The following is a 22,560-nucleotide window of genomic DNA, read 5'->3' on the forward strand; positions in this document are numbered from 1 at the left end:
AAGTGGATTGTGCACGATGTCACCGTCTGGCTGATCGGTCGTTTCGGTCCCGGGATCAGTGATTGGATCGCCGAGGTTCCCGCGGTCGCCGCGCGATTGGCCGCACGGTGGGGAATGCGGCTGGGTGAGCTGTTCGCCGGCGGAGCCTCGTCGCTGGTGTTGCGGTGCGAGTGGCCGGACGGCACCCCCGCGGTGCTGAAACTCAGCCCGGACGGCGCGCTGATCGGCAGGCAGGTCGAGATGCTGCGCGTGTTCGCCGGCTCGGGCCGGGTCCCCGCCGTCTTGGCCGCGGATCCGGCGCTGGGGGCGATGGTCCTGGAAGAGATCGTCCCCGGCACGGTGGCCGAAGAATTGCCGCCCGATTCGTTGCCGATGCGGTGGGGCGCCTTGCTTTCCGCGTTGCACGGCGTCGTTCCGCCGGAATCGTGGCCATGGGATCTGCGCGGCCGGTGCGCTGAATCCTTCGCCCGGGTGGGCCGGCGCCTTGCCGAGCCGTTGATCGGCCGGCGTGTCGGCCATGACGTGTGGCAGCGTGCGACGAGACGATGCCACACGCTCCTGGATACCCAGACTCGTCGTGTGCTGTTGCACGGTGACCTGCACCTGGGCAACGTCCTCGACGGTGGCACCGCGCGCGGTCTGGTGGCCATCGATCCCAAGGCCTGTCTGGGTGATCCGTGTTTCGACGCCGTGGATTATGTGGTGTCCGACGCCGGGCACGAAGGTATCGAGAGCCGCTGTGCACGGGTCGCGGGCGCCTGCGGACTGGATGGCGACAGGCTGTACGCCTGGAGCCAGGTCATCGCACCATTCTTCGCCATCGCTCGCCTGTCCGAGGACGATTCGCACCCGGTCGTCGACGAACTACTGGCATGCGCCCGCTGACCCTGGACGACGCACTTATCCACAACCCCGGTCGTTATCCACAGAATTCAATTCTCCCTCCCCACCCCCGCCACCACCCAGGCATGATCGAGGCAACCCCCACCAGCAGAAAAACGAGAGGACAGAGAAATGACCGAGCCGAGCACTCTGGGCCGCCGCGCGCAGAACCGTCTCATCCGCCGTGAGTTCGAGGAGGCACGCGCGTACGGCCTCAAACAACGGCACGCCAGGAAGCTCCAGTATCTCGCCGACACCGCCGCGCACCAGGACTGTCAGTGCGAAGACGAGTCAGTGCACCGACATCGCTGCTCCTACGACGACGTGATCAGTCTGCTCAGCGCATCCGTACGCGAAAACCCTTGATATGCAACGAAAACGGGTGCCCATCCGGCGGCACCGGCATGGACACCCGTTGGCGTCGAAACATCAGAAGGCGAAGGTACCCGCCCCGGCCCAGCCGAGCGCGAACGACGGGACCACGCCGAGCAGCAGGGTGATGACCACGCCGAGGGTGATCGCGGCCGTCGTGAACGCGCCCGGCACGCTCACGGTCGGGCCTTCGGCGGCCGGCTGCGAGAAGTACATCAGCACGACCACCCGCAGGTAGAAGAACGCCGCCACCGCGCTGAAGACCAGCGCGATCACCACCAGCGGCGCCATTCCGTCCCGCAGCGCGGCCGAGAACACCACGAACTTGCCGATGAACCCACTGGTCAAGGGAATCCCGGCGAGAGCCAGCAACAGGAACGTGAACACGCCCGCCAGCACCGGTGAGCGTTTCGCCAGCCCGGCCCAGGCCGAAAGGTGCGTGGCTTCACCGGACGAGTCGCGCACCAGCGAAACCACACCGAACGCGGCCAAGGTCGTGAACCCGTAAGCGAGGAGGTAGAACAAGGTCCCCGAAAGGCCCTGGTCGGTCATCGCGATCGTGCCGACGAGCAGGAACCCGGCATGTGCGACCGAAGAGTACGCGATCATGCGCTTCACATCGGTCTGCGTCAGGCCGAGGATCGCGCCGATCGCCATCGAGACGATCGCGACCGCCCACAGCACCCCACGCCATTCCCAGCTCGTCGACTCGAAGCCGACGGTGAGCACGCGCAGGATCCCGCCGAACGCGGCGACCTTCGTGCAGGCCGCCATGAACGCGGTCACCGGAGTCGGCGCGCCCTGGTAGACGTCCGGGGTCCAGGTGTGGAAGGGACCGACCGAACCCTTGAACAGCAGGCCCACCACGAGCAGGCCCATGCCGGCGAACAACAAGATGTCCGATCGATCGGAGCCGGCCGCGGCCTTGGCGATGTCGGCCAGCTTCACCGAGTTCGCGTAGCCGTACAGCAGGGCGACGCCGTACAGGAAGAACGCGGAGGAGAACGCACCGAGCAGGAAGTACTTGACGGCCGATTCCTGGGAAAGGAGGCGACGACGCCGAGCGAGACCACACATCAGGTACAGCGGCAGGCTCAGCACCTCGAGCGCGATGAACATCGTCAGCAGATCGTTCGCCGCGCAGAAGGTCATCATGCCGGCGAGGGCGAACAGCGTCAGCGGGAAGACCTCGGTCTGCATCCCGGTGGACCCGACCTGGGCACGGTCCTGGAACGTGCCGGGCCGAATCGACGCCTGGGCCACGAAGGCACCACCGGGCTCGACGGAACGGTCGGCGATGAGCAGCACCGCGCCGAGCGCCAGCGCGAGCAGCGTGCCCCACAGGAACAGGGCCGGCTTGTCGATGGAGATCGCACCCAGGAATGTGGTCAGCCCCAGTTTGGGCGAGGTGCTGACGTAGACGGCGAGCGAGATGCCCGCGGCGACGAGCGCCAGCAGGCACAGCACCACCTGTCCGGGCCAGCGCATGTGCCGCGGCAGGAACGCCTCGAACAGGACGCTGACGCATCCCGCGCCGAGCACGATCAGCACCGGCAGGACCGCCGCGTACTCGATCTGTGGCGTCGCGATCAGCCCTTGCTGGGCCAGCACGTGGATCACTTTCAGTGCCCTCCTTGCACGGCCGAAAGCGTGGCCTGTACCGACGGTCCGACCGTGTCGAGCACGGGCTTCGGATAGAACCCGAGTCCGATGATCAGGACGACCAGGGGAACCAGCATCGCGAGTTCCTTGGCGCCGAGATCCTTGATGGTCTTCTTGGCGCCGAGTTCGGGCGCGATGGCGGTGCCGGGTCCGCCGCCGGCGCCGACCAGGGCGTCGCCGCGGACCGGACCGGTCATGAGGCGCTGGTAGAGCCACAGCACGTAGACCGCGGCGAGCACCATGCCGACCGAGGCCAGGATCGCGTACACCGGCTCGGTCTCGAACGAGCCCAGCAGCACCAGGAACTCACTGACGAAGGAGTTGGTCCCCGGCAAGGACAAAGTGGACAGACCCGCGATGAGCAGCATCCCGCCCAGCAGAGGAGTCACCTTGTACATCCCGCCGTAGTCCGAGATCCGCGTCGACCCGCCACGCGCCATCACGAACCCGAGCACGACGATCAGCATCCCGGTCGCGAGGCTGTGGTTGAGCATGTAGGTCACCGAGCCGACGGTGGCTTGCTGGGTGAACGCGAAGATGCCGAGTGCGATGAACCCGAAGTGCGCGATGGACACGTAGGCCACGAAACGCTTCAGATCCTGCTGTCCCGCCGCGAGAATCGAGCCGTAGAGCACGCCGATCACCGCCAGGATCAGCACCAGCGGCGCGAGTGTCTTGCTGGCTGCGGGGAACATCGGCAGGCAGTAGCGCAGGAACCCGAACGTGCCGACCTTGTCCAGCACACCCACGATCAGCACCGCGACGCCGATCGGGGCCTCCTTGGCCGCGTCCGGCAGCCAGGTGTGGAACGGCACGAGCGGCGCCTTGATCGCGAACGCGAGGAAGAAACCGAGGAACAGCCAGATCTGGGTGCCCGTCGGCGCGTCCCGGACGACCGTGACCAGTGTGGCCCAGTCGAACGTGCCCTTGCCCAGCTTGTCCGCGGCGATCGAGTACGCGCCGATCGCCGACGCCAGCATGATCAGACCGCCGAGGAAGGAGTACAGGAAGAACTTGACCGCCGCGTACTGCCGGTTCGCGCCGCCGTAGCCGCCGATGAGGAAGTACATCGGGATCAGCATGATCTCGAACAGCACGTAGAACAGGAACACGTCGGTGGCCGCGAACACCGCGATCGTCAGCGCCTGCTGCACCAGGATCAACGCGAGATAGCCACCCGCGCTGCGTCCTTCGGGCAGCTTGTCGGCGGTGCCGAGCGCACCGATCACGATCGGCACCAGGAACGTGATCACCGCGATCATGATCAGCGCGATGCCGTCGATGCCGAAGGAGATGTGCACGCCGAAGGTGGGGATCCAGTCGACCGAGCTCGTCTGCTGCAGGCGGTCGCCGCTGGGGTGGTAGCTCGCCCACATCGGGATCATCAGCAGGAACTCGACGATGGAGAACGTCAGCGCGACGATCATCGCCGTGCGGTCGTTCTTCCGCAGGCCGCACAGGACCAGCGCGCCGACCAGCGGCAACAGGATCAGCGCCAGTACCCAGGTCATGAGAACCTCACCAACAGCAGGGCCAGGACCAGCACGAACGAACCGGCCAGCATCGAAAGTGCGTACGAGCGGACGAAACCGTTCTGCAGCCGCCTGAGCCGCCCGGACCCACCGCCGAGTGCGGCGGCCAGGCCGTTGACCGCGCCGTCCACGCCGCGGCTGTCCAGGTAGACCGAGAACCGGGTGAGCCACATCCCGGGCGTCGCGACGAGGGCTTCGTTCAGCGCGTTCCCGTACAGGTCCTTGCGCGCGGCACGGACCACGGCGGACACGTTCTGCGGCCGCTCGACCGGGGTCTCACGCCGCCCGAACAACAACCACGCGACCAGCACGCCGAGTGCGGAAAGGAGAACGGTGATCCACGGGATCAGCGCGTGCGGGATCGCGCTGTGCTCGGCCTCGCTCAGCTCACCGAGCGATGGGGTGAGCCAACTGGAAAGCCGGCCGCCGAGGGAGAAGAACGCGCCGGCGCCGACCGACCCGATGGCCAGGATGATCATCGGCACGGTCATCACCGACGGCGACTCGTGCGGGTGGAAGTCCCGGCCGTCGCTGGACTTGATGTCCTTCCACCGCTCCTTGCCGAAGAAGGTCATCAGCACCAGGCGAGTCATGTAGAAGGCGGTGAGCGCCGCGCCGAGCATGGCGGCGAGGCCGAGCGCCCAGCCGCGCCAGCCCTCCTGCCCGAACGCGGCCTCGATGATCGCGTCTTTGGAGAAGTAGCCCGAAAGGAAGGGGAACCCGATGAGCGCCAGGTAGCCGAGCCCGAAGGTGGCGAAGGTGATCGGCATCCGTTTGTAGAGCCCGCCGAACTTCCGCATGTCGACCTCGTCGTTCATGGCGTGCATGACCGACCCGGCGCCGAGGAACAGCCCGGCCTTGAAGAAACCGTGCGTCAGCAGGTGCATGATGCCCAGCGCGTAGCCGAACGGGCCGAGCCCGACGGCCAGCATCATGTAGCCGATCTGGCTCACCGTCGAATAGGCGAGCACTTTCTTGATGTCGTCGTAGGCGCAGCCGATGATCGACCCGAGTAACAAGGTGAAAGCGCCGACGAGCGCGACGATCAGCCTGCCGTCCGAGGTCTCGTTGAAGATCGGGTTCGACCTGGCCACCAGGTACACCCCGGCGGTGACCATCGTCGCGGCGTGGATCAGGGCCGACACCGGGGTCGGGCCTTCCATCGCGTCCGGCAGCCATGCCTGCAACGGGAACTGGCCGGACTTACCGCACGCGCCGAGCAGGAGCAGGATCGCGATCGCGGTGATCACGCCCGGCGGCGCGCTGCCGATGTGTTCGAACACCCCGGCGTAGGTGACCGTGCCGAGGTACTTGAACATCAGGAAGATCGCGATGGCCAGGCCGACGTCGCCGACCCGGTTCATCAGGAACGCCTTCTTCGCGGCGGTCGCGGCCGACGGCCGGTCGGTATACCACCCGATCAGCAGGTAGGACGCGAGGCCGACGCCTTCCCAGCCGAGGTAGAGGCTGATGAAGTTGTTGCCCAGCACCAGAACCAGCATCGAGGCGACGAACAGGTTCAGGTACCCGAAGAACTTCCGCCGCCCGGGGTCGTCGGCCATGTAGCCGATCGAGTAGACGTGGATCAGCGAGCCGACCCCGGTGATCAGCAGTACGAACACCAGCGACAGCGCGTCGATCCGGAAGCCGAGGTCGACCGACAGGTTGCCGACCGGGAACCAGGAGTAGATCGTCGTGTCGACAGGCTTGCCGTCGCTGCCGAAGAACAGCACCAGCCCGTACACGAAGGACGCGATGACGGTGGCACAGCCGAGCAGGTGCCCCCACGCATCGGTCCGCCTGCCCCCGGCCAGCAGGATCAGCGCGCCCAGAGCCGGGAACGCGACCAGCAGCCACGATGATGCAGTCACTTACTTGGGCCCTCTCAGTACTTGAGCAGGTTGGTGTCGTCGACCGAGGCCGAGCGGCGGGTCCGGAAGATCGCCATGATGATCGCCAGCCCGACCACGACCTCGGCGGCGGCCACGACCATCACGAAGAACGCCATCACCTGGCCGTCGAGGCTCCCGTTGATGCGGGAGAACGTCACCAGCGACAGGTTCACCGCGTTCAGCATCAGCTCGATGCACATGAACACGACGATCGCGTTGCGCCGCACCAGCACGCCGATGGCCCCGATGGAGAACAGCAAGGCCGACAACAGCAGGTAGTAGGTGGGAGTCATTCCTTCTCCTCCGAACCGGTCAGCGCGTGCGCGTCCGGCTGCGGGTCCTTGCCCTCGACGCGCTTGCGCTCGGCGTCGAGCTGGGCGGCCGGGGTGGACTCGATGATCGCGGAGAGCGAGTCCTGCGCGACCGTGCCGTCCGGCAGCAGCGCCGGGGTCATCACCGAGTGCGAGGTCGCGAAGACACCGGGGCCGGGCTTCGGCGAGATGCGCTCGTACTCGCCGCGGAAGCGCGCCTCGACGAGCTCCTTCTGCGTGCGGCGGTTGCGCCTGTCGTTGAACGCCAGCACCATCGCGCCGAGCGCGGCGGTGATCAGCAGGGCCGAGGTGAGCTCGAACGCGAACAGGTAGTTGGTGAAGATCAGCCGCCCGAGCCCGCTCGGCGTGCCGTTCGGGGCGGGTGCCGGGGTGACGTTGGACAGCGCGTTGAGCAGCCCGGTGACGATCAGCCCGGCGATGCCGATGCCGAGGATGCCGGCCCAGAGTCGTTGCCCGCGAAGGACTTCGACCACCGAGTCGGAACTTTCCCGGCCGACGAGCATCAGCACGAACAGGAACAGCATCATGATCGCGCCGGTGTAGACGATGATCTGGGTGAAGCCCAGGAACGGTGCCTGCTGCACCATGTACAGCACACCGAGCGAGAACATCGTCATCGCGAGGAACAACGCCGAGTGCACAGCGCTGCGGGCGAAGATCAACCCGAGCGCGCCGAGCAACGCGATCGGCCCGAGGATCCAGAACGCGACCGCCTCGCCGACGGAGGTGCTCTGGTCAATGCCCTGCGCGAGCACGAGTGACGTCAGCATCCGGCCACCTCCCGCACGCCGCGCCTGGCGAAAGCGCTTTCCGGACCGGCCACGCTCGCGCCTCGGAGGGCAGGAGCGACGAGGCCCACACGCGGCACGGCGGCGGAACCGCTTTTCACCACCGGGCTCGACGTCGGGGCGGAAGCGCCTTGCGGACCCGACGCGCTCGCGTCGCGGGGGGCGGGAGCAGCGAGGTCCACACGCGGCCTCGCGGCGAAAGCGCCGTCGGCCACCGGACTCGCCACCGCGGCGAGCACGAGTGTCGTCGCGGGGGTCATCCGATGACCTCCTCGTGTGCGGTTTCCACCGTCTCGCCGGAGGGGACGCCGCGGCCGCGGGCCAGTTCTGGGCCGTTGACGTAGTAGTCCTGCTCGTCATCGCCCAGGCGCATCGGGTGCGGCGGCTGTTCCATCCCCGGCAGCAGCGGCGCCAGCAGGTCTTCCTTCGTGTAGATCAGCCGCTGCCGGTCGTCGTCCGCGAGCTCGTAGAAGTTGATCATCGTCAGGGACCGGGTCGGGCAGGCTTCGATGCACAGGCCGCAGCCGATGCACCGCAGGTAGTTGATCTGGTAGTCCGCGCCGTACCGCTCGCCCGGCGAGTACCGGGCTTCCTCGGTGTTGTTCCCGCCCTCGACGAAGATCGCGTCCGCCGGGCAGGCCCACGCGCACAGCTCACAGCCGACGCACTTCTCCAGCCCGTCCGGATGCCGGTTGAGCTGGTGCCGGCCGTGGTAGCGCGGCGCGGCCGGCGCCCCGATCTCCGGGTACTCCTCCGTCGCCACCTTCTTGAACATCATCGAGAAGGTGACCCCGAAACCCTTGAGGGGATCAAGCATTCCCATCGGAACTCCCAACCTGCGCGGGTTCTGCCGCTTCGACGGACCGGCGGCGCCTCCGCTTGGCGGCGGCACCACGGTCCGGCACCTGCGGCACCTTCAAGTCCAGTGGCGGCAGCGGGTAGCCACCGCCGGTGATCGGCACGTTGTCGTCCTCGGGCGGGCGCCGGTCCGGCACGAGCAGCGCGATCGCGATCGCGACGACCGCCACGATGACCACGCCGATCACGATCTGCGCCGTGGACAACCCGCCGTTCTGCCGGATCGCGCGGAACGCGACGACCACGATGATCCACACCAGGTTCGCCGGCACCAGCACCTTCCAGCCCAGCTTCATGAACTGGTCGTACCGGAACCGCGGCAGCGTCCCGCGCAGCCAGATGAAGCAGAACAGCAGCGCGAACAGCTTGATACCGAACCAGATCAGCGGCAGCCAGCCCTTGTTCAGCGGCGAGTCGAGCCCGACGAACGGGAACATCCAGCCACCGAGGAACAGCGTCGTGCAGAACGCCGAGACGATCACCATGTTGACGTACTCGGCGAGGAAGAACATCGCGAACTTCATCGACGAGTACTCGGTGTGGAACCCGCCGACCAGCTCCGACTCCGCCTCCGGCAGATCGAACGGCGCCCGGTTGGTCTCACCGACCATGGAGATCAGGTAGATCACGAAACTCGGGATCGTCAGGTAGAAGTACCAGCCGTGCGCCTGCGCGTTCACGATGTCCCCTGTGGACAGTGACCCCGCGTAGAGCACCACCGCCACGATCGACAGGCCCATCGCGATCTCGTAGGAAATCACCTGTGCCGCCGAACGCAACCCGCCGAGCAGCGGGTACGGCGAGCCGGACGACCAGCCGGCCAGCACGATCCCGTAGACCCCGACCGACGAGCAGGCGAGGATCACCAGCACGCCGACCGGCAGATCCACCAGCTGCAGCACCGTCTGCTGGCCGAAGATCGACACCTGCGGCCCGAACGGGATCGCGGCCAGCGCTATCAACGCCGGGACCACCCCGATGACCGGCGCCAGGAAGTACACCTTCCGGTCGGCCGTGTCCGGGATGATCTGTTCCTTGAACGGCAGCTTCAGCGCGTCCGCGAGGGACTGCAGGTACCCGCCGGGGCCGACCCGGTTGGGGCCGGGCCGGTTCTGCATCCGGCCGACCGCCTTGCGCTCCCAGACGATCAGGAAGATCGTCAAGATCGGCCCGATCAGCAGGATCACCACGGCCTTGAACAGGATCAGCCACCACGGGTCGTCGGCCAGTAGCTCCGCCCTGGTCAGCTGTTCCTGCACCAACAACGGGGTCATCGCGCGCCTCCCGCCTCGATGGACACCACCGCGCCGTGCCCGGCGCCGAGTTCGGCCCGCACCCGCGAGTCGCCGGAGTTGGCCGGCAGCCACACGACACCCTCGGGCAAGTCCGCCACTTCGACCGGCAGCGTGATCGCGCCGCGGTCGGTGGACACCGTCACCGTGTCGCCGCCCAGCTCGGCCGCCGCCTTCGCGGAAACCCGCGCCACCGCGGGCCGGGCGGTGCCGGCCAAGTGCGGTTCGCCGGCCTGCAGCGATCCGTTGTCGATCAGCTGCCGCCAGGTCGCCAGCCGGACCCCGGGCTCGGTGCCATCGGCCGCAACCGCCGCGAAAGCCGGGCGGGCGGCGAAAGCCGGGAGCCGGGACAGGTCGCCGAACGCGGCGGCCGGGGTCTGCGTGAACAGGTCCGCGTCCATCTCCACCGCGAGGGTGTCGAGCACCCGGCAGTCCGGCAGGGCGCCGGTGTTTTCGAGCGTGATGTCGAACGGGCGGCGGCGGCCTTCCCAGTTGAAGTAGCTGCCGGCCTTCTCGACGTCCGGCGCGACCGGGAGCACGACGTCGGCCCACTTCGTGACGCCGCTCGGCCGCATCTCCAGGCTCACCACGAACTCGGCCCGCTCCAGCGCGCGGTGCGCCAACTCGGGATCGGGCAGGTCGTCCGGGTCGACCCCGCCGATCACCGCACCGCTCAGCGAACCGTCCGCCAGCGCCGCGACGATCGCGCTGGTGTCGCGGCCGGGCGACTCGGGAATCGAGACGCCCCAAGCGGTTTCGACCTCCGCGCGGGCAGCCGCGTCGGTGACCGGGCGGCCACCGGGCAGCAGCGTCGGCAGCGCACCCGCCTCCAGCGCGCCGCGTTCACCGGCGCGCCGCGGGATCCAGGCGACCTGAGCGCCCGTGCGGGCGGACAGCTCGTGCACCGCGGAGAACAGGCCGGGCACCTCGGCGGCGCGCTCGCCGACCAGGATCACCGCGCCGTCCTGCGCGAGCGCCGCGTCCAGGTCCGGCGCGTGCGAAGCGAGACCGGCCAGCGCGGCCGGTTCCGCACCGGGCGCGCAGGCGAGCAGCTCGCCGAACGTCTTGCGCACCGACGACGTCGTCCACTGTCCCAAGTGGACGATCTTCGCGTGGCGCTTGCGGGCCGCCTTGCGCAGGCGCAGGAACACGATCGGCGCTTCGTCCTCGGGCTCGAAGGCCACGCACAGCACCGTCGGCGCCTTCTCCAGCGCCCCGAAGGTGACGCCTTCGGTGCCGACGACCTGCGACGTCAGGAACGACAGCTCCTCGTCGGAGTGCGCCCGGGCGCGGAAGTCGATGTCGTTGGTACGCAAGGCAACCCGCGCGAACTTCGCGTACGCGTAGGCGTCTTCGAGCGTCAGGCGGCCACCGGCGAGCACACCCACACCCTGCGCGTCACGTGCGGCGGCCAGCCCCTCGGCGGCCACGCGCATCGCCTCGGTCCAGGAGGTTTCCTGGAGCTTGCCCGACGCGTCGCGCACGAGCGGCCGCCGGATCCGGTCCTCGGCCTGCGCGTACCGGAACGCGAACCGTCCCTTGTCGCACAGCCATTCCTCGTTGACTTCCGGGTCGTTGCCGGCGAGCTTGCGCATCACCTGGCCGCGGCGGAAGTCCGTGCGCTCGGCGCAGCCCGACGAGCAGTGCTCGCACACGCTCGGCGAGGACACCAGGTCGAACGGCCGCGAGCGGAACCGGTACTGCGCGCTCGTCAAAGCACCGACCGGGCAGATCTGGATCGTGTTGCCGGAGAAGTACGACTGGAACGGCTGCCCCGACGTGGTCTTCGACGCCATGTCCAGGACATCGGCGGTCTCGGCGGTGCCGATCTGCTGGTGGGCGCCGCGTTCGAGCAGATCGATGAACGGGTCGCCGGCGACCTGCGCCGAGAACCGGGTGCAGCGCTGGCACAGCACGCAGCGCTCGCGGTCGAGCAGCACCTGCGTCGAGATCGGCAGCGGTTTCGGGAACGTCCGCTTCTTGTCGACGAAGCGGGACTCCGCGCGGCCGTGCGCCATCGCCTGGTTCTGCAGCGGGCACTCGCCGCCCTTGTCGCAGATGGGGCAGTCCAGCGGGTGGTTGATGAGCAGCAGCTCCATCACGCCCTGCTGCGCCTTGTCCGCGACGGCCGAGGTCAGCTGCGTCTTGACGACCATCCCGTCGGCGACCGTCATCGTGCACGAGGCCTGCGGTTTCGGCATCGGCCGTCCGCCCATCTCGACCTCGACGAGGCACTGGCGGCAGGCGCCGGCCGGGTCGAGCAGCGGGTGGTCGCAGAACCGCGGGATGACCGTGCCGAGCCGTTCCGCGGTGCGGATCAGCAGCTCGCCCTTGGGCGCGATGACCTCTTCGCCGTCGATGGTCAGCTTGACGTGCCCCTCGGGGACCGGGGTCTCCGTCTTCGGTTCTTCTGGCGCCATCGTCATGCCTGCGCTCCCACCAGCTCGCGCTTGTTGCTCTCGCACAAGGCCAGGAACTCGTCCCGGAAGTACTTGATGCCGCTCTGGATCGGCGAGACCGCACCGTCGCCGAGCGCGCAGAACGACCGGCCGAGCACGTTGTCGCACACGTCGAGGAGGGTGTCGATGTCCTCCGCGGTGCCGTGGCCGTCGACCATCCGCTCCAGGATCTGCGCGAGCCAGTACGTGCCCTCGCGACACGGCGTGCACTTGCCGCACGACTCGTGCTCGTAGAACTGGGTCCACTTCATCACGGCCCACGGCACGGACACGGTCTCGTTGAAGACCTGCACCGCGGTGGTGCCGAGCATCGAGCCCGCTTCCGCGGCGCCCTCGAAGTCCAGCGGGATGTCGAGGTGCTCGGCGGTGAACATCGGCGTGGACGAACCGCCGGGCGTCCAGAACTTCAGCGGGACCTTGTCCTTCATCCCGCCGCACAGTTCCAGCAGCTGCCGCAGCGTGGTGCCCAGCGGCGCTTCGTACTGGCCGGGCTGCTCGACGTGCCCCGAGATCGAGTAGATCTTCGGGCCCGGCGACTTCTCACGGCCCATCTTGCGGAACCAGTCGGACCCGGCGTTCACGATGAACGGCGCGCTCGCGATCGTCTCGACGTTGTTCACCGTCGTCGGCGCGGCGTAGAGCCCGGCCGCCGCGGGAAACGGCGGCTTGAGCCGCGGCTGGCCGCGCCGGCCTTCGAGCGAGTCCAGCAACGCCGTTTCCTCGCCGCAGATGTAAGCGCCGGCGCCCGCGTGCACGGTGATGTCGAGGTCGAAACCCGAGCCGAGGATGTTCTCGCCGAGGTACCCGGCGCCGTACGCCTCGCGCACCGCCGCGTTGAGCCGGCGGATGCAGTGCAGCGCCTCGCCGCGCACGTAGATGAAGCAGCGGTGCGAGCGCATCGCGTACGAGGCGATGATGCAGCCCTCGATGAGCGAGTGCGGGTCCGCCATCATCAGCGGGATGTCCTTACAGGTCCCCGGTTCGCCCTCGTCGGCGTTGATCACCAGGTAGTGCGGCTTGTCCTCGTTGGGCGGCATGAACGACCACTTCACGCCGGCCGGGAAGCCTGCGCCGCCGCGGCCGCGCAGGCCCGCGTCCTTGACCACCTGCACGAGCTGCTCGGGTGTGCCCGCAAGCGCTTTCCGGATCGCCGTGTAACCTTCGAGCGCCTCGTACGTCGCCAGCCGCCACGAGTTGGGCGAGAGCCAGCGCTTCGTCAGTACCGGGGTCAGCGGGTCGGTCATTTCTTCTCCACCTCCGGCAGCGGAACGTCCTCCATCACGGGCGCCGTCCAGCCGCGATCAGCGGCCAGCCGAGCGCCCCGCAGCGTTTCCGCCGTCTGCGACGGACCGTCCACATCGGACCAGTACGCCTCGTCGTCCTCCGGGAAGAAACCCGCGAGTTGCAGCTCCGCGCCCTTGAAGTCGGTCAGCGGCGCGCCTCGCGTGGGCGCGGGCTTTTCCCCGCGCTGCAACGCTTCCACCAGCTCGGTCGCCGACTCGGGGGTCTGCTTGTCGTAGTACTCGTAGTTGACCTGCAGCACCGGCGCGAGGTCACAGGCGGCGAGGCACTCGGCGTGTTCGAGCATGATCGAGCCCGGCGCACCGGGCTCCCCGGCCACCTCCTCGTGTCCCACCCCGAGGTGCTCGCCCAGCTGCCGGTAGATGGCCTCACCGCCGAGCGCCGCACACAACGTGTTGGTGCAGACGCTCACCAGGTGCTCGCCGCACGGCCGCCGCTTGTACATCGTGTAGAACGTGGCGACCGCGCTGACTTCGGCCTCGGACAGGTCGAGCTGCCGCGCGCAGAAGTCGATGCCCTCCTGGCTCACGAACCCCTGCACCGACTGCACGAGGTGCAGCATCGGCAGCAGCGCCGACCGCGACTGCGGGTACCGGCCGATCAGGTCCTGCGCCTTCGCCACGGTGTCCTGGTCGAAGATCTCGGTTGATGTCATCAGCGGTCCACTCCCCCCATCACGGGGTCGATCGAGGCGACGGCGGCGATGACGTCCGCCACCAGGCCGCCCTCGGACATCGCGGGCATCGACTGCAGGTTCACGAAGCTCGGTTCCCTTACGTGCACCCGCATCGGCCGGGTGCCGCCGTCGGACACGACGTGGAAGCCCAGCTCGCCGCGCGGCGACTCGACCGGCGAGTACACCTGGCCCGGCGGCACCTTGAAGCCCTCGGTGACCAGCTTGAAGTGGTGGATCAGCGATTCCATCGACTGGCCCATGATCTTCTTGACATGTTCGAGCGAGTTGCCCATGCCGTCGCTGGAGATCGACAGCTGCGCCGGCCACGCGATCTTCTTGTCCTCGACCATCACCGGGCCCGGCTCCTCGAGCCGCTTGAGCACCTGCTTGATGATCCGCAGCGACTGGTGCATCTCCTCGACGCGGCACAGGTAGCGTGCCCAGCAGTCCGCCTCGTTCGAGGTGGGCACGTCGAACTCGAACTCCTCGTAGGACGAGTACGGCTCGACCTTGCGCAGGTCCCACGGCAGCCCGGCCGAGCGCAGTACCGGACCGGTGACGCCGAGCGCGAGGCACGCGTCGACCGGCAGGTAGCCGACGCCCTTGAGCCGGTTGCGCCAGATCGGCTGACCGGTGAACAGCTTGTCGTACAAGGGAAGCCGCTTGTCCATCACCTTGACGAAGTCGGCGATCTTCTCGTGCGCGTCGGCCGGCAGGTCCTGCGCGACCCCGCCCGGCCGGATGAACGCGTGGTTCATCCGCAGCCCGGTCAGGAACTCCAGCAGATGCAGAACCTCTTCGCGCTCACGGAAACCGAGCGTCATCGCGGTGGTCGCGCCCAGCTCCATCCCGCCGGTCGCGATGTAGACCAGGTGTGAGCCGATGCGGTTGATCTCGCACAGCAGCACCCGGATCAGCTGCGCCCGCTTCGGCACCTCGACACCCAGCAGCTTCTCCACGGCCAGGCAGTAGCCCAGCTCGTTGAACAGCGGCGCGAGGTAGTCCATCCGGGTCACGAACGTGACGCCCTGGGTCCACGTGCGGTACTCGGTGTTCTTCTCGATACCGGTGTGCAGGTAGCCGATGACCGACCGCAGCTGCGTGACGGTCTCGCCTTCGAGCTCCAGCACGAGCCGGAGCACGCCGTGCGTCGACGGGTGCTGCGGGCCCATGTTGATGACCATGCGCTCGTCGTGCTCGGCGTCGGACAGCACGTCGTCCCAGTCGCCGCCACTGACGTGGTACACGCGGCCTTCGGTGGTCTCGCGCGACTCCGCGTATTCCTCGGTGTTGGTCATGAGTACGACCTCCGCTGATCCGGCGGCGGGATCTCCGCGCCCTTGTACTCCACCGGAATCCCGCCCAGCGGGTAGTCCTTGCGCTGCGGGAAACCGTCCCAGTCGTCGGGCATCAGGATGCGGGTGAGTGCCGGGTGCCCGTCGTAGACGATGCCGAACATGTCGTAGGTCTCCCGCTCCTGCCAGTCGGCGGTCGGGTACACCGCCACGACCGACGGCACGTGCGGGTCCTCGATGTCGAGCGTGACCTCGAGCCGGATCCGGCGCCGGTAGGTCATCGAGGTCAGGTGGTACACCGAGTGCAGCCGCTGCGGCACTTCCGGCCCGTAGTCCACTCCGGACACCGAGCTGCACAGCTCGAACCGCAGCCCGGCGTCGTCGCGCAGGATCTGGCAGGCCTGCACGAGATGCTGCTTGTCGACGTACAGCGTGATCTCGCCGCGGTCGACGGTGATCTGCTGGACCGTCTCCGCCGGCAGGTTGTTTTCGCTCAGTGCGGCGAAGAACTGGTCGGCGAACTCGTCGAACCAGCCGCCGTACGGCCGTTCCGCCGGCGCCGGCGTGTAGGCCGGCAGCCGCAGCCCGCCGTAGCCGGAGGTGTCGCCGCTGTCGGACACGCCGAACATGCCCTTGCGCGCGCGGCCCGCCACCACGGGCTCGGCCGGGCGCACACCCTGTGGCTCGAGCCCGGTTTCCGCGCGCTCGGCGCTGGACTGTTCGCCGCCGGTCTCTGGTTTCTGTTCAGGCACCCGGGATCACTTCTTCGCGTACTTGATCGACGACGGGATCAGCTCGGTGCGGTGCCCCGCCTTGAGCGCGGCACGGCGCGGGCCCATCGGCTCGTCCTGGATCTTGGCGTGCAGCTTGAGGATCGCGTCGAGCAGCATCTCCGGGCGCGGCGGGCAGCCGGGCAGGTACATGTCGACCGGCACGATGTGGTCGACGCCCTGCACCACCGCGTAGTTGTTGAACATGCCGCCCGAGGAGGCGCAGACGCCCATCGCGAGCACCCAGCGCGGCTCGGCCATCTGGTCGTAGATCTGCCGCAGCACCGGCGCCATCTTCTGGGTCACCCGGCCCGCGACGATCATCAGGTCCGCCTGGCGCGGGGTCGCGCTGAACCGCTCCATGCCGAACCGGGCGATGTCGTAGCGTGAGCCGCCGGTGGTCATCATCTCGATGGCGCAGCAGGCCAGCCCGAAAGTGGCCGGCCACAACGAGTTCTTGCGGGCCCAGTTGACCAGGCCTTCGAGGCTGGCCAGCAGGATCCCGTTGGGGAGCTTCTCTTCGAGACCCATCTTCAGTTCCAATCCAGCCCGCCGCGCCGCCACACGTATGCGAAGGCGAAGCCGACCGTGGCGATGAACAACACGATCTCCACCAGCCCGAACAGGCCGAGCGAGTCCGCGGTGACCGCGAACGGGTAGAGGAAGACCATCTCGATGTCGAACAGGATGAACAGCATCGCGGTGATGTAGTAGGCCACCGGCATCCGGCCGCCGCCGACCAGCGGCTGGGGCGACGGTTCGATCCCGCACTCGTAGGCCTGCAGCTTCGCCTTGTTGTAGCGGCTCGGGCCGACCAGCGGCCCGAGGAGCACCGACAGCACGGCGAACGCGGCGGCAAGCGCGAACAAGATCACCAGCGGCACGTACATCGCCGGGCTGGCGGACGCACCCTGTGCTAACCCCACGTGTGACACCCCTTCCGCAGCGTCGCGGCGATTGTGAATTTGTTCACAAGCCTTCCGTCGAAGTTGTGAACGGGTTCACAAAGCATGGGGGCAGTGTAGGACGTGCCTCACAGCGTTGTCGCGGGGTCCTTGGTTTAAGGCAGACCTAACTCGTGACAGGCCCGAAAAAGGACCTCAGGCCCTAGACCTGGGACAAGCGGACCAAGATCGTCTTGGACGCCGGTTTTCACACAGCGTCAATGTGACAGAACCCACGCGACCCGGCTCACACGCTCGGCGTAAGCCGGGCCGCCAGAGAGATCATCCGGTCCACCGCGTCGCCCCCGCGCGCGTCGTAGCACCCCGAAAGTCCCTTGTAGATCAGCGGGATCAGCGGGTTGACACGGAGGCCGTACTTGGTCGCGACGCGCATGATCTTCGGCCGCCCGATGGCCTTCGCGAACAGGTTGCCGAGCCGGTAGTACCCGCCCATGAGTTCCTTCAGCGCCAATGAGTAACCGTGCAGCGCGCGCTCGCGCGAGGGTCCCTCGGGGCGCGCGAGCGCCTGCACGACGAACTCGGCGGCGAGCTGCGCCGACTCCATCGCCGACGAGATGCCCTCGCCGTTGAACGGGCTGACCATGCCGCCCGCGTCGCCGAGCAGCAGCAGCCCGTCTCGGTAGTGCGGGGTGCGGTTGAAGCCCATCGGCAGCCCGGCGCCACCGATCCGGCCGACCGCGTTTTCCTCGCGGTAGCCCCATTCCTCCGGCGTCGAGTCGAGCCAGGAGCGCAGCAGCGCGCGATAGTCGGTGTTGCGGAAGGCCTTCGTGGTCGACAACATGCCGAGCCCGACGTTGACCGTGCCGTCGCCGAGCGGGAAGGCCCAGCCGTAGCCGGGCAGCAGCTTCGGGTTCCGCGGGTCACTGCGGTCCCACAGTTCCAGGTGGCCCTCGATGAACGGGTCGTCGTGGCGCGGGCTCTTGTAGTACCGGCGCACCGCGACGCCCATCGGCCGCCGGTCATCGGTCTCGATGCCGACCGACCGGGCGAGCCGCGCGGACACCCCGTCGCACGCGAGGACGAGCGGGGCGTGGTAGCTGACCGGGGTCTTGTCCGGGCCGGTCCTGGCCTCGACGCCGATGACGCGGCCGGTGCGCTCGTCGGTGATCGCGCTGGTCACCGTCGTCCGCTCGTGCAACCGCGCGCCGGCCTTGACCGCGACCTTCGCCAGGATGTCGTCGAAATCGTGGCGGGTGCGGGAAATCCCGTACGGCGGGTAGCTCGTCAGGTCCGGCCAGTCCATCTCCAGCGTCAGGTCGCCGGTCAGGATGCGCAGGCCGCGGCTGTGCACCCAGCCCGCCTCCTGGCTCGTGTCGATGCCCAGGTCGATGAGTTGCTTGACGCCGCGCGGGGTCAGGCCGTCGCCGCACACCTTCTCGCGCGGGAACGTCGTCTTCTCCAGCAGCAGGACGTCGACCCCGGCACGCGCCAGGTAAGTGGCGGCGGTGGCTCCGGCCGGACCGGCGCCGACAACGATCACCTGGGCGTCTTGAGTCATGCGACCGAGTTTACGGAGGGCTTTCGGGCGCGATGGATGGCGACGGCGCCGAAGGTGAGGTTGAGCCATTCCACCTTCTCCCAGCCCGCGGCGGCCATCGTCTCGGCGAGGGCGCGCTGGTCGAGCCAGGTCACCATCGACTCGGCGAGATACGAGTAGGCCTCGGGGTTGCTGGAGGTGAACCGGCCGAGCAGGGTCATCGCCCGGACCAGGAACTTGCGGTAGACGAAGCGAATCGGCGCGAACGTGGGGGTCGACGCCTCGAGGATCACCAGCCGCCCGCCGGGCTTCACCACCCGTGCGATCTCGACCAGCGCCGCCTTGGTGTCGACGAAGTTGCGGATGCCGAAGCTGATCGTCGCGGCGTCGAAGCGCTCGTCGGCGAACGGCAGCTGCAGCGCGTCCGCCGCGACCATCGGCACCCCGCGGTGCCGGCCGCGGCGAAGCATGCCGAGCGAGAAGTCGGCGGCAAGGCACCACGCGCCGCCGCGGGCATACTCCGCTGTGGACACCCCTGTGCCGGCGGCCAGGTCGAGCACCTTCTCCCCGCGCTTCGCGTCGAGCACGCGGGAAGTGGTGGTCCGCCAGCGCCGGTCGAAGCCGAAGGTCATGAACGAGTTCGCGCGGTCGTATCCGCCGGCGACATCGTCGAACATGGCTGCGACCTCGTGCGGGTCCTTGTCGAGGTTCGCTCGGGACATGCCTAGAAATTAGCCTGTAGCCGCGCCATGTCACAAATTCACGACAGGATGACACCCATCGGTTTGAAATTCTCGCCAGCGGGCTACTTCGAGTATCGGTCGGCAGACGGTGACGAAGGGGGCACGATCCGTGGGTGCAGAGGAGACCGGTCGTCGGAGTTTCCTTCTCTTGTCACTGATGGGCCTTACCGCCGCGTGCGGCAGCGCGGCCGGACCGGCGGCTGCCCCACCGCCTCCGTCACCACCGCCCCCGTCCACCACATCGGTGACGCCGCGTATCGAGCCGCCGCCACCGCCGCCGTTGCGGATCGGCTTCTGCGGCGGGCCGAACGCGCCCGCGCTCGGGCGGATGACCGGCAACCTCGACGCGGCGGGCGACCAGCTGCGACACCAGGTCTCCGCCTACCCACCGGCCCAGCCGGTGGTCGAGCTGATCGCCACCCGGGTGCACGGGTCCCCCGGCCCCGACGGGCTCTACCGCACCCGCGAGTCCGACGCGACGATCCAGTCCTACTTGGACCAGGCGCGGCGGCTCGGCGGTCCGCTGCTGCTGAACATCCAGCCGGGGCGGGCCGAGTTCCCGACCGAAGTCCGTGCCTACGAACGCTGGCTGACCGAGCCGGACGTCGGGCTCGCGCTCGACCCGGAGTGGGCCGTGGATCCCGGGGTGGTGCCGGGCCGGAAGTTCGGGCACGTCGAGGGCGCCGTGCTGGACCAGGTTTCGGCGTATGTCGCCACGATCGTCCAGCAGCACGCCCTGCCGCCGAAACTGCTGATATACCACCAGGTCGCGGCGTCGGTGGTGCGCGACGAGAACGCCCTGCTGCCGCACGACGGCGTCATCCCGGTCAAGGTCGTCGACGGGATCGGCTCACCCGCGCTGAAACTCGCGACGTGGAACGTGGTCATGAAGACCAAGCCCGCACACGTCCAGGCCGGGTTCAAGCTGTTCTACGACGAGGACACCCGCCGGGGCGGCCGCCTGATGACACCGGGCGAAGTCATGGCGCTGCAACCGAAACCGGCGTATGTCGTGTACGAGTAAGCGCTTTCAGTACGGCATGACCGAGAGCATGCCGCGCACCGACTCCGGCCACGCGAACTCCTCGGCGCGCGCCCGCGCGGCGGCCCGGCGCATCTCCTCCGGACTCTCCAGCAGGCCGGTCACCGCGCTCGCGAACGCGACCGGGAGATCCGGCACAGCCGCACCGCAGCCGGGATGCACGATCTCGCGCAACGCCGAACGTTCGGACACCACCACCGGGGTGCCCGAGGCCAGCGCTTCGAGCGCGGCCAGCCCGAACGTCTCGTGCGGCCCGGGCGCGAGCGACACATCGGCGCTCGCGAGCAGCCTGGCCACGTCGGTCCGGTTGTCCACGAATCCCAGGAAGGTGATCGGCAGCCCGCGCGCCCGTTTCTCCAGCGCCTGCCGGCGGGGGCCGTCGCCCGCGATCACCAGCCGCACCCGGTCTCCCGACTCGGTCAGCTCGGCGATCGTGTCGACGCTCTGCTCGACATGCTTCTCCGACGAGAGCCGTCCACAGTGGACGATCAAGGCATCGGCGCCGCCGGCGAGTTCGGCGCGCCACGCGGTGTCCCGGTTGTTCGGCGCGAAGGCGGCCAGGTCGACCCCGAGCGGCACCTGCTGCACGTTCGGCGCGCCGATCCGGTCGAACTCCTCGCGGGCGAACAACGTGGTACAGACCACCTTGTCGTAGCTGTCGGCCATCCGGCGGTTCGCGAAGTCCGCGAGGCGCCGCGCCAGCGGTTTCGGCACCAGGATGTGCTCCAGCAGCCGGTCCAGCCGCTCGTGCGAGATCACCACGCTCGGCACGCCGTGCCGCCGGGCCCAGGCCCCCATCCCGCGCAGGGTCAGCCGGTCGGACACCTCCAGCCGGTCGGGTCTCAGCTCGCGCAGCAGCGCCTGCACACGGAACGGGTCGACCGCGCGATAGCCGCTGGTGCCGGGAAACTTGAGCGCGGGCAGGCAGATCCGCCGCACGCCGGTGGGCAACCACTCGTCCGCGTAAGCGGCGCCCGGCACGACCAGCGTCACCTGATGCCCGCTCGCGACATAGCCCGCACCGAGATGGTGCAGCGCGGTGCGCAACCCACCCGATCTCGGCCCGTAGAAGTTCGCCAGCTGGACTATGTGCATGGTTACGCCGCGCGCGCGATGCGGCCGGTCACCGCCTCGTAGTGCCCGACCAGCTCCTCGCAGACCGCCGGCCAGGACCGGCCCAGCACGACCTTCCGCGCCTTCTGTCCCAGCCGCTCGCGCAGCGCCGGATCCCGCAGATCGTTCACCTTGGCCACCAGTTCACGCTCGAACCCTAGCCGGTCCGCGGCCAGCAGGTAGCCGGTACGACCAGGTAGCACGAGATCCTTCGGTCCGCCGGCGTCGGGCGCGAGGACCGGCAACCCGGACGCCATCGCCTCCTGGACCGCCTGGCAGAACGTTTCATGAGGTCCGGTGTGGACGAAAACGTCGAGGCTCGCGTACGCCTGGGACAGGTCCTTTCCGTACTTCGCGCCGAGGAAAGCGGCGCCGGGGATGCGTTCGCGCAGCGGCTCCAGCTCGGGCCCGTCGCCGACCACGACGACCCGGATCCCGTCGATCCCGCCGAGCGCGACCAGCCGGTCGACCTCCTTTTCGGGCGCGAGCCTGCCGACGAACCCGACCAGCAGCTCACCGTTGGGGGCCAGCTCGGCGCGCAACGCCGGATCGGCGTGCTCGGGCGCGAACCGCTCGATGTCGACGCCGCGGCCCCATTTGTAGACACGCGGGATGCCGTGCTCACGCAGGCTCTGCACCGAATCGCTCGAGGGCGCCAGCGTCCGGTCGGCCTTGCAGTGCAGCCGGCGCACCCAGCTCCACGCGGCGCGCGCGCCGAGGCGCAGGCCGTACGCGGTGGCGAAACCGGCGATGTCGGTCTGGTACACCGCGACCGAGGGCACCCGCAGTCGCCGGGCCGCGGCCAGGCCGCGGGCGCCGACCACGAACGGCGAGGCCAGGTGCACCACGTCCGGCTGGAACGCGGCCAGCGCGGTCAGCACCGTTCTGGTCGGCAGGCCGATCGGCAGCGAGTTGACCACGGGCAGGTCCACCGCGGGGATCCGGACGACCGGGGCACCGTGGTACTCCGCCGGGCCGGTCAGGCCAGGGGCGACCACAAGTACTTCATCTCCGCGATCGCGTAGGTGCTCGACCACGCGCAGTACGGAATTGGTCACGCCGTTCACCTGCGGGAGGAAACTTTCGGTGACGATGGCGACTCGCACGA

General features: G+C 68.6%; 21 protein-coding genes. 3 read left to right on the forward strand and 18 right to left on the reverse strand.

Annotation, left to right across the window (positions count from 1 at the left end; genetic code table 11):
* Positions 1-9 precede the first annotated feature (9 nt).
* Both LOZ83_RS08475 and LOZ83_RS08480 read left to right on the forward strand, forming a co-directional pair.
* Positions 10-885, forward strand: coding sequence for an aminoglycoside phosphotransferase family protein (locus LOZ83_RS08475; RefSeq protein WP_236789716.1), 876 nt, complete (start codon positions 10-12; stop codon positions 883-885).
* 129 nt (positions 886-1,014) lie between these two features.
* Positions 1,015-1,248, forward strand: coding sequence for a hypothetical protein (locus tag LOZ83_RS08480; protein ID WP_236789718.1), 234 nt, complete (start codon positions 1,015-1,017; stop codon positions 1,246-1,248).
* 63 nt (positions 1,249-1,311) lie between these two features.
* Here LOZ83_RS08480 and nuoN read toward each other — a convergent pair whose 3' ends face one another.
* From nuoN to LOZ83_RS08560, 16 genes are all read right to left on the reverse strand, one after another.
* Positions 1,312-2,874: an NADH-quinone oxidoreductase subunit NuoN gene (nuoN, locus tag LOZ83_RS08485; protein WP_236789719.1), complete on the reverse strand. Its 1,563-nt coding sequence runs from the start codon at positions 2,872-2,874 to the stop codon at positions 1,312-1,314.
* A gap of 2 nt (positions 2,875-2,876) precedes the next feature.
* Positions 2,877-4,427: an NADH-quinone oxidoreductase subunit M gene (locus LOZ83_RS08490; RefSeq protein ID WP_236789720.1), complete on the reverse strand. Its 1,551-nt coding sequence runs from the start codon at positions 4,425-4,427 to the stop codon at positions 2,877-2,879.
* Entirely contained in the window at positions 4,424-6,319 is a 1,896-nt protein-coding gene (gene nuoL / locus LOZ83_RS08495; RefSeq protein WP_236789721.1) for an NADH-quinone oxidoreductase subunit L, read from the reverse strand. Before nuoL ends, LOZ83_RS08490 begins: the two co-directional genes overlap by 4 nt.
* Positions 6,320-6,333: 14 nt before the next feature.
* A complete protein-coding gene (gene nuoK, locus LOZ83_RS08500; RefSeq protein ID WP_236789722.1) occupies positions 6,334-6,633 on the reverse strand; it encodes an NADH-quinone oxidoreductase subunit NuoK in 300 nt (99 codons plus the stop codon).
* The gene (locus LOZ83_RS08505) at positions 6,630-7,442 is read right to left on the reverse strand and encodes an NADH-quinone oxidoreductase subunit J (protein ID WP_236789723.1); all 813 of its coding nucleotides are present in this window, start codon (positions 7,440-7,442) and stop codon (positions 6,630-6,632) included. Before LOZ83_RS08505 ends, nuoK begins: the two co-directional genes overlap by 4 nt.
* A 274-nt stretch (positions 7,443-7,716) precedes the next feature.
* Positions 7,717-8,283 carry an NADH-quinone oxidoreductase subunit NuoI gene (gene nuoI, locus LOZ83_RS08510; RefSeq protein ID WP_236789725.1) on the reverse strand — a complete coding sequence of 189 codons (567 nt, stop codon included), beginning with the start codon at positions 8,281-8,283 and terminating at the stop codon, positions 7,717-7,719.
* Positions 8,270-9,592 (reverse strand): NADH-quinone oxidoreductase subunit NuoH, encoded by a 1,323-nt coding sequence (nuoH, locus tag LOZ83_RS08515; protein WP_236789726.1) that lies wholly within the window; start codon positions 9,590-9,592, stop codon positions 8,270-8,272. The genes nuoI and nuoH overlap by 14 nt, the downstream gene beginning before the upstream one ends.
* Entirely contained in the window at positions 9,589-12,036 is a 2,448-nt protein-coding gene (locus LOZ83_RS08520) for an NADH-quinone oxidoreductase subunit G (RefSeq protein ID WP_236789727.1), read from the reverse strand. Before LOZ83_RS08520 ends, nuoH begins: the two co-directional genes overlap by 4 nt.
* A complete protein-coding gene (gene nuoF / locus LOZ83_RS08525) occupies positions 12,033-13,313 on the reverse strand; it encodes an NADH-quinone oxidoreductase subunit NuoF (protein ID WP_236789728.1) in 1,281 nt (426 codons plus the stop codon). Before nuoF ends, LOZ83_RS08520 begins: the two co-directional genes overlap by 4 nt.
* Positions 13,310-14,026, reverse strand: coding sequence for an NADH-quinone oxidoreductase subunit NuoE (gene nuoE / locus LOZ83_RS08530; protein ID WP_236789729.1), 717 nt, complete (start codon positions 14,024-14,026; stop codon positions 13,310-13,312). Before nuoE ends, nuoF begins: the two co-directional genes overlap by 4 nt.
* On the reverse strand, positions 14,026-15,345 hold the full coding sequence (locus LOZ83_RS08535) for an NADH-quinone oxidoreductase subunit D (protein WP_236789730.1): 1,320 nt from the start codon (positions 15,343-15,345) through the stop codon (positions 14,026-14,028). Before LOZ83_RS08535 ends, nuoE begins: the two co-directional genes overlap by 1 nt.
* Positions 15,342-16,094 carry an NADH-quinone oxidoreductase subunit C gene (locus LOZ83_RS08540; protein WP_236789731.1) on the reverse strand — a complete coding sequence of 251 codons (753 nt, stop codon included), beginning with the start codon at positions 16,092-16,094 and terminating at the stop codon, positions 15,342-15,344. The genes LOZ83_RS08535 and LOZ83_RS08540 overlap by 4 nt, the downstream gene beginning before the upstream one ends.
* A 6-nt stretch (positions 16,095-16,100) precedes the next feature.
* Positions 16,101-16,643 carry an NADH-quinone oxidoreductase subunit B family protein gene (locus LOZ83_RS08545; RefSeq protein WP_236789732.1) on the reverse strand — a complete coding sequence of 181 codons (543 nt, stop codon included), beginning with the start codon at positions 16,641-16,643 and terminating at the stop codon, positions 16,101-16,103.
* A gap of 2 nt (positions 16,644-16,645) precedes the next feature.
* The gene (locus LOZ83_RS08550; protein ID WP_236790736.1) at positions 16,646-17,002 is read right to left on the reverse strand and encodes an NADH-quinone oxidoreductase subunit A; all 357 of its coding nucleotides are present in this window, start codon (positions 17,000-17,002) and stop codon (positions 16,646-16,648) included.
* 301 nt (positions 17,003-17,303) lie between these two features.
* Complete coding sequence (locus LOZ83_RS08555; protein WP_236789733.1) at positions 17,304-18,575, reverse strand: NAD(P)/FAD-dependent oxidoreductase; 1,272 nt, start codon at positions 18,573-18,575, stop codon at positions 17,304-17,306.
* Positions 18,572-19,276 carry a class I SAM-dependent methyltransferase gene (locus LOZ83_RS08560; protein WP_236789734.1) on the reverse strand — a complete coding sequence of 235 codons (705 nt, stop codon included), beginning with the start codon at positions 19,274-19,276 and terminating at the stop codon, positions 18,572-18,574. The genes LOZ83_RS08555 and LOZ83_RS08560 overlap by 4 nt, the downstream gene beginning before the upstream one ends.
* A 265-nt stretch (positions 19,277-19,541) precedes the next feature.
* Here LOZ83_RS08560 and LOZ83_RS08565 point away from each other — a divergent pair, with 265 nt between their 5' ends.
* Positions 19,542-20,321, forward strand: coding sequence for a hypothetical protein (locus LOZ83_RS08565; protein ID WP_236789735.1), 780 nt, complete (start codon positions 19,542-19,544; stop codon positions 20,319-20,321).
* A 6-nt stretch (positions 20,322-20,327) separates the two neighbouring features.
* Here LOZ83_RS08565 and LOZ83_RS08570 read toward each other — a convergent pair whose 3' ends face one another.
* Both LOZ83_RS08570 and LOZ83_RS40360 read right to left on the reverse strand, forming a co-directional pair.
* Positions 20,328-21,434, reverse strand: a complete 1,107-nt coding sequence (locus LOZ83_RS08570) for a glycosyltransferase (RefSeq protein ID WP_236789736.1) — start codon at positions 21,432-21,434, stop codon at positions 20,328-20,330.
* A 2-nt stretch (positions 21,435-21,436) separates the two neighbouring features.
* Positions 21,437-22,510 (reverse strand): glycosyltransferase family 1 protein, encoded by a 1,074-nt coding sequence (locus tag LOZ83_RS40360; protein ID WP_308190199.1) that lies wholly within the window; start codon positions 22,508-22,510, stop codon positions 21,437-21,439.
* Positions 22,511-22,560 lie beyond the last annotated feature (50 nt).

The organism is Amycolatopsis sp. GM8, assembly GCF_021653975.1.
Classification (GTDB): Bacteria; Actinomycetota; Actinomycetes; order Mycobacteriales; family Pseudonocardiaceae; genus Amycolatopsis_E.

Excerpts from the sequence above, each read along its gene's own strand:
- LOZ83_RS08480 (WP_236789718.1), top strand. The coding sequence starts at position 1,015 with ATGACCGAGCCGAGCACTCTGGGCCGCCGCGCGCAGAACCGTCTCATC.
- LOZ83_RS08490 (WP_236789720.1), bottom strand. The coding sequence starts at position 4,427 with ATGACCTGGGTACTGGCGCTGATCCTGTTGCCGCTGGTCGGCGCGCTG.
- nuoK (WP_236789722.1), bottom strand. The coding sequence starts at position 6,633 with ATGACTCCCACCTACTACCTGCTGTTGTCGGCCTTGCTGTTCTCCATC.
- LOZ83_RS08505 (WP_236789723.1), bottom strand. The coding sequence starts at position 7,442 with ATGCTGACGTCACTCGTGCTCGCGCAGGGCATTGACCAGAGCACCTCC.
- nuoI (WP_236789725.1), bottom strand. The coding sequence starts at position 8,283 with ATGGGAATGCTTGATCCCCTCAAGGGTTTCGGGGTCACCTTCTCGATG.
- nuoH (WP_236789726.1), bottom strand. The coding sequence starts at position 9,592 with ATGACCCCGTTGTTGGTGCAGGAACAGCTGACCAGGGCGGAGCTACTG.
- LOZ83_RS08520 (WP_236789727.1), bottom strand. The coding sequence starts at position 12,036 with ATGACGATGGCGCCAGAAGAACCGAAGACGGAGACCCCGGTCCCCGAG.
- nuoF (WP_236789728.1), bottom strand. The coding sequence starts at position 13,313 with ATGACCGACCCGCTGACCCCGGTACTGACGAAGCGCTGGCTCTCGCCC.
- nuoE (WP_236789729.1), bottom strand. The coding sequence starts at position 14,026 with ATGACATCAACCGAGATCTTCGACCAGGACACCGTGGCGAAGGCGCAG.
- LOZ83_RS08535 (WP_236789730.1), bottom strand. The coding sequence starts at position 15,345 with ATGACCAACACCGAGGAATACGCGGAGTCGCGCGAGACCACCGAAGGC.
- LOZ83_RS08545 (WP_236789732.1), bottom strand. The coding sequence starts at position 16,643 with ATGGGTCTCGAAGAGAAGCTCCCCAACGGGATCCTGCTGGCCAGCCTC.
- LOZ83_RS08550 (WP_236790736.1), bottom strand. The coding sequence starts at position 17,002 with ATGTACGTGCCGCTGGTGATCTTGTTCGCGCTTGCCGCCGCGTTCGCC.
- LOZ83_RS08555 (WP_236789733.1), bottom strand. The coding sequence starts at position 18,575 with ATGACTCAAGACGCCCAGGTGATCGTTGTCGGCGCCGGTCCGGCCGGA.
- LOZ83_RS08560 (WP_236789734.1), bottom strand. The coding sequence starts at position 19,276 with ATGTCCCGAGCGAACCTCGACAAGGACCCGCACGAGGTCGCAGCCATG.
- LOZ83_RS08570 (WP_236789736.1), bottom strand. The coding sequence starts at position 21,434 with ATGCACATAGTCCAGCTGGCGAACTTCTACGGGCCGAGATCGGGTGGG.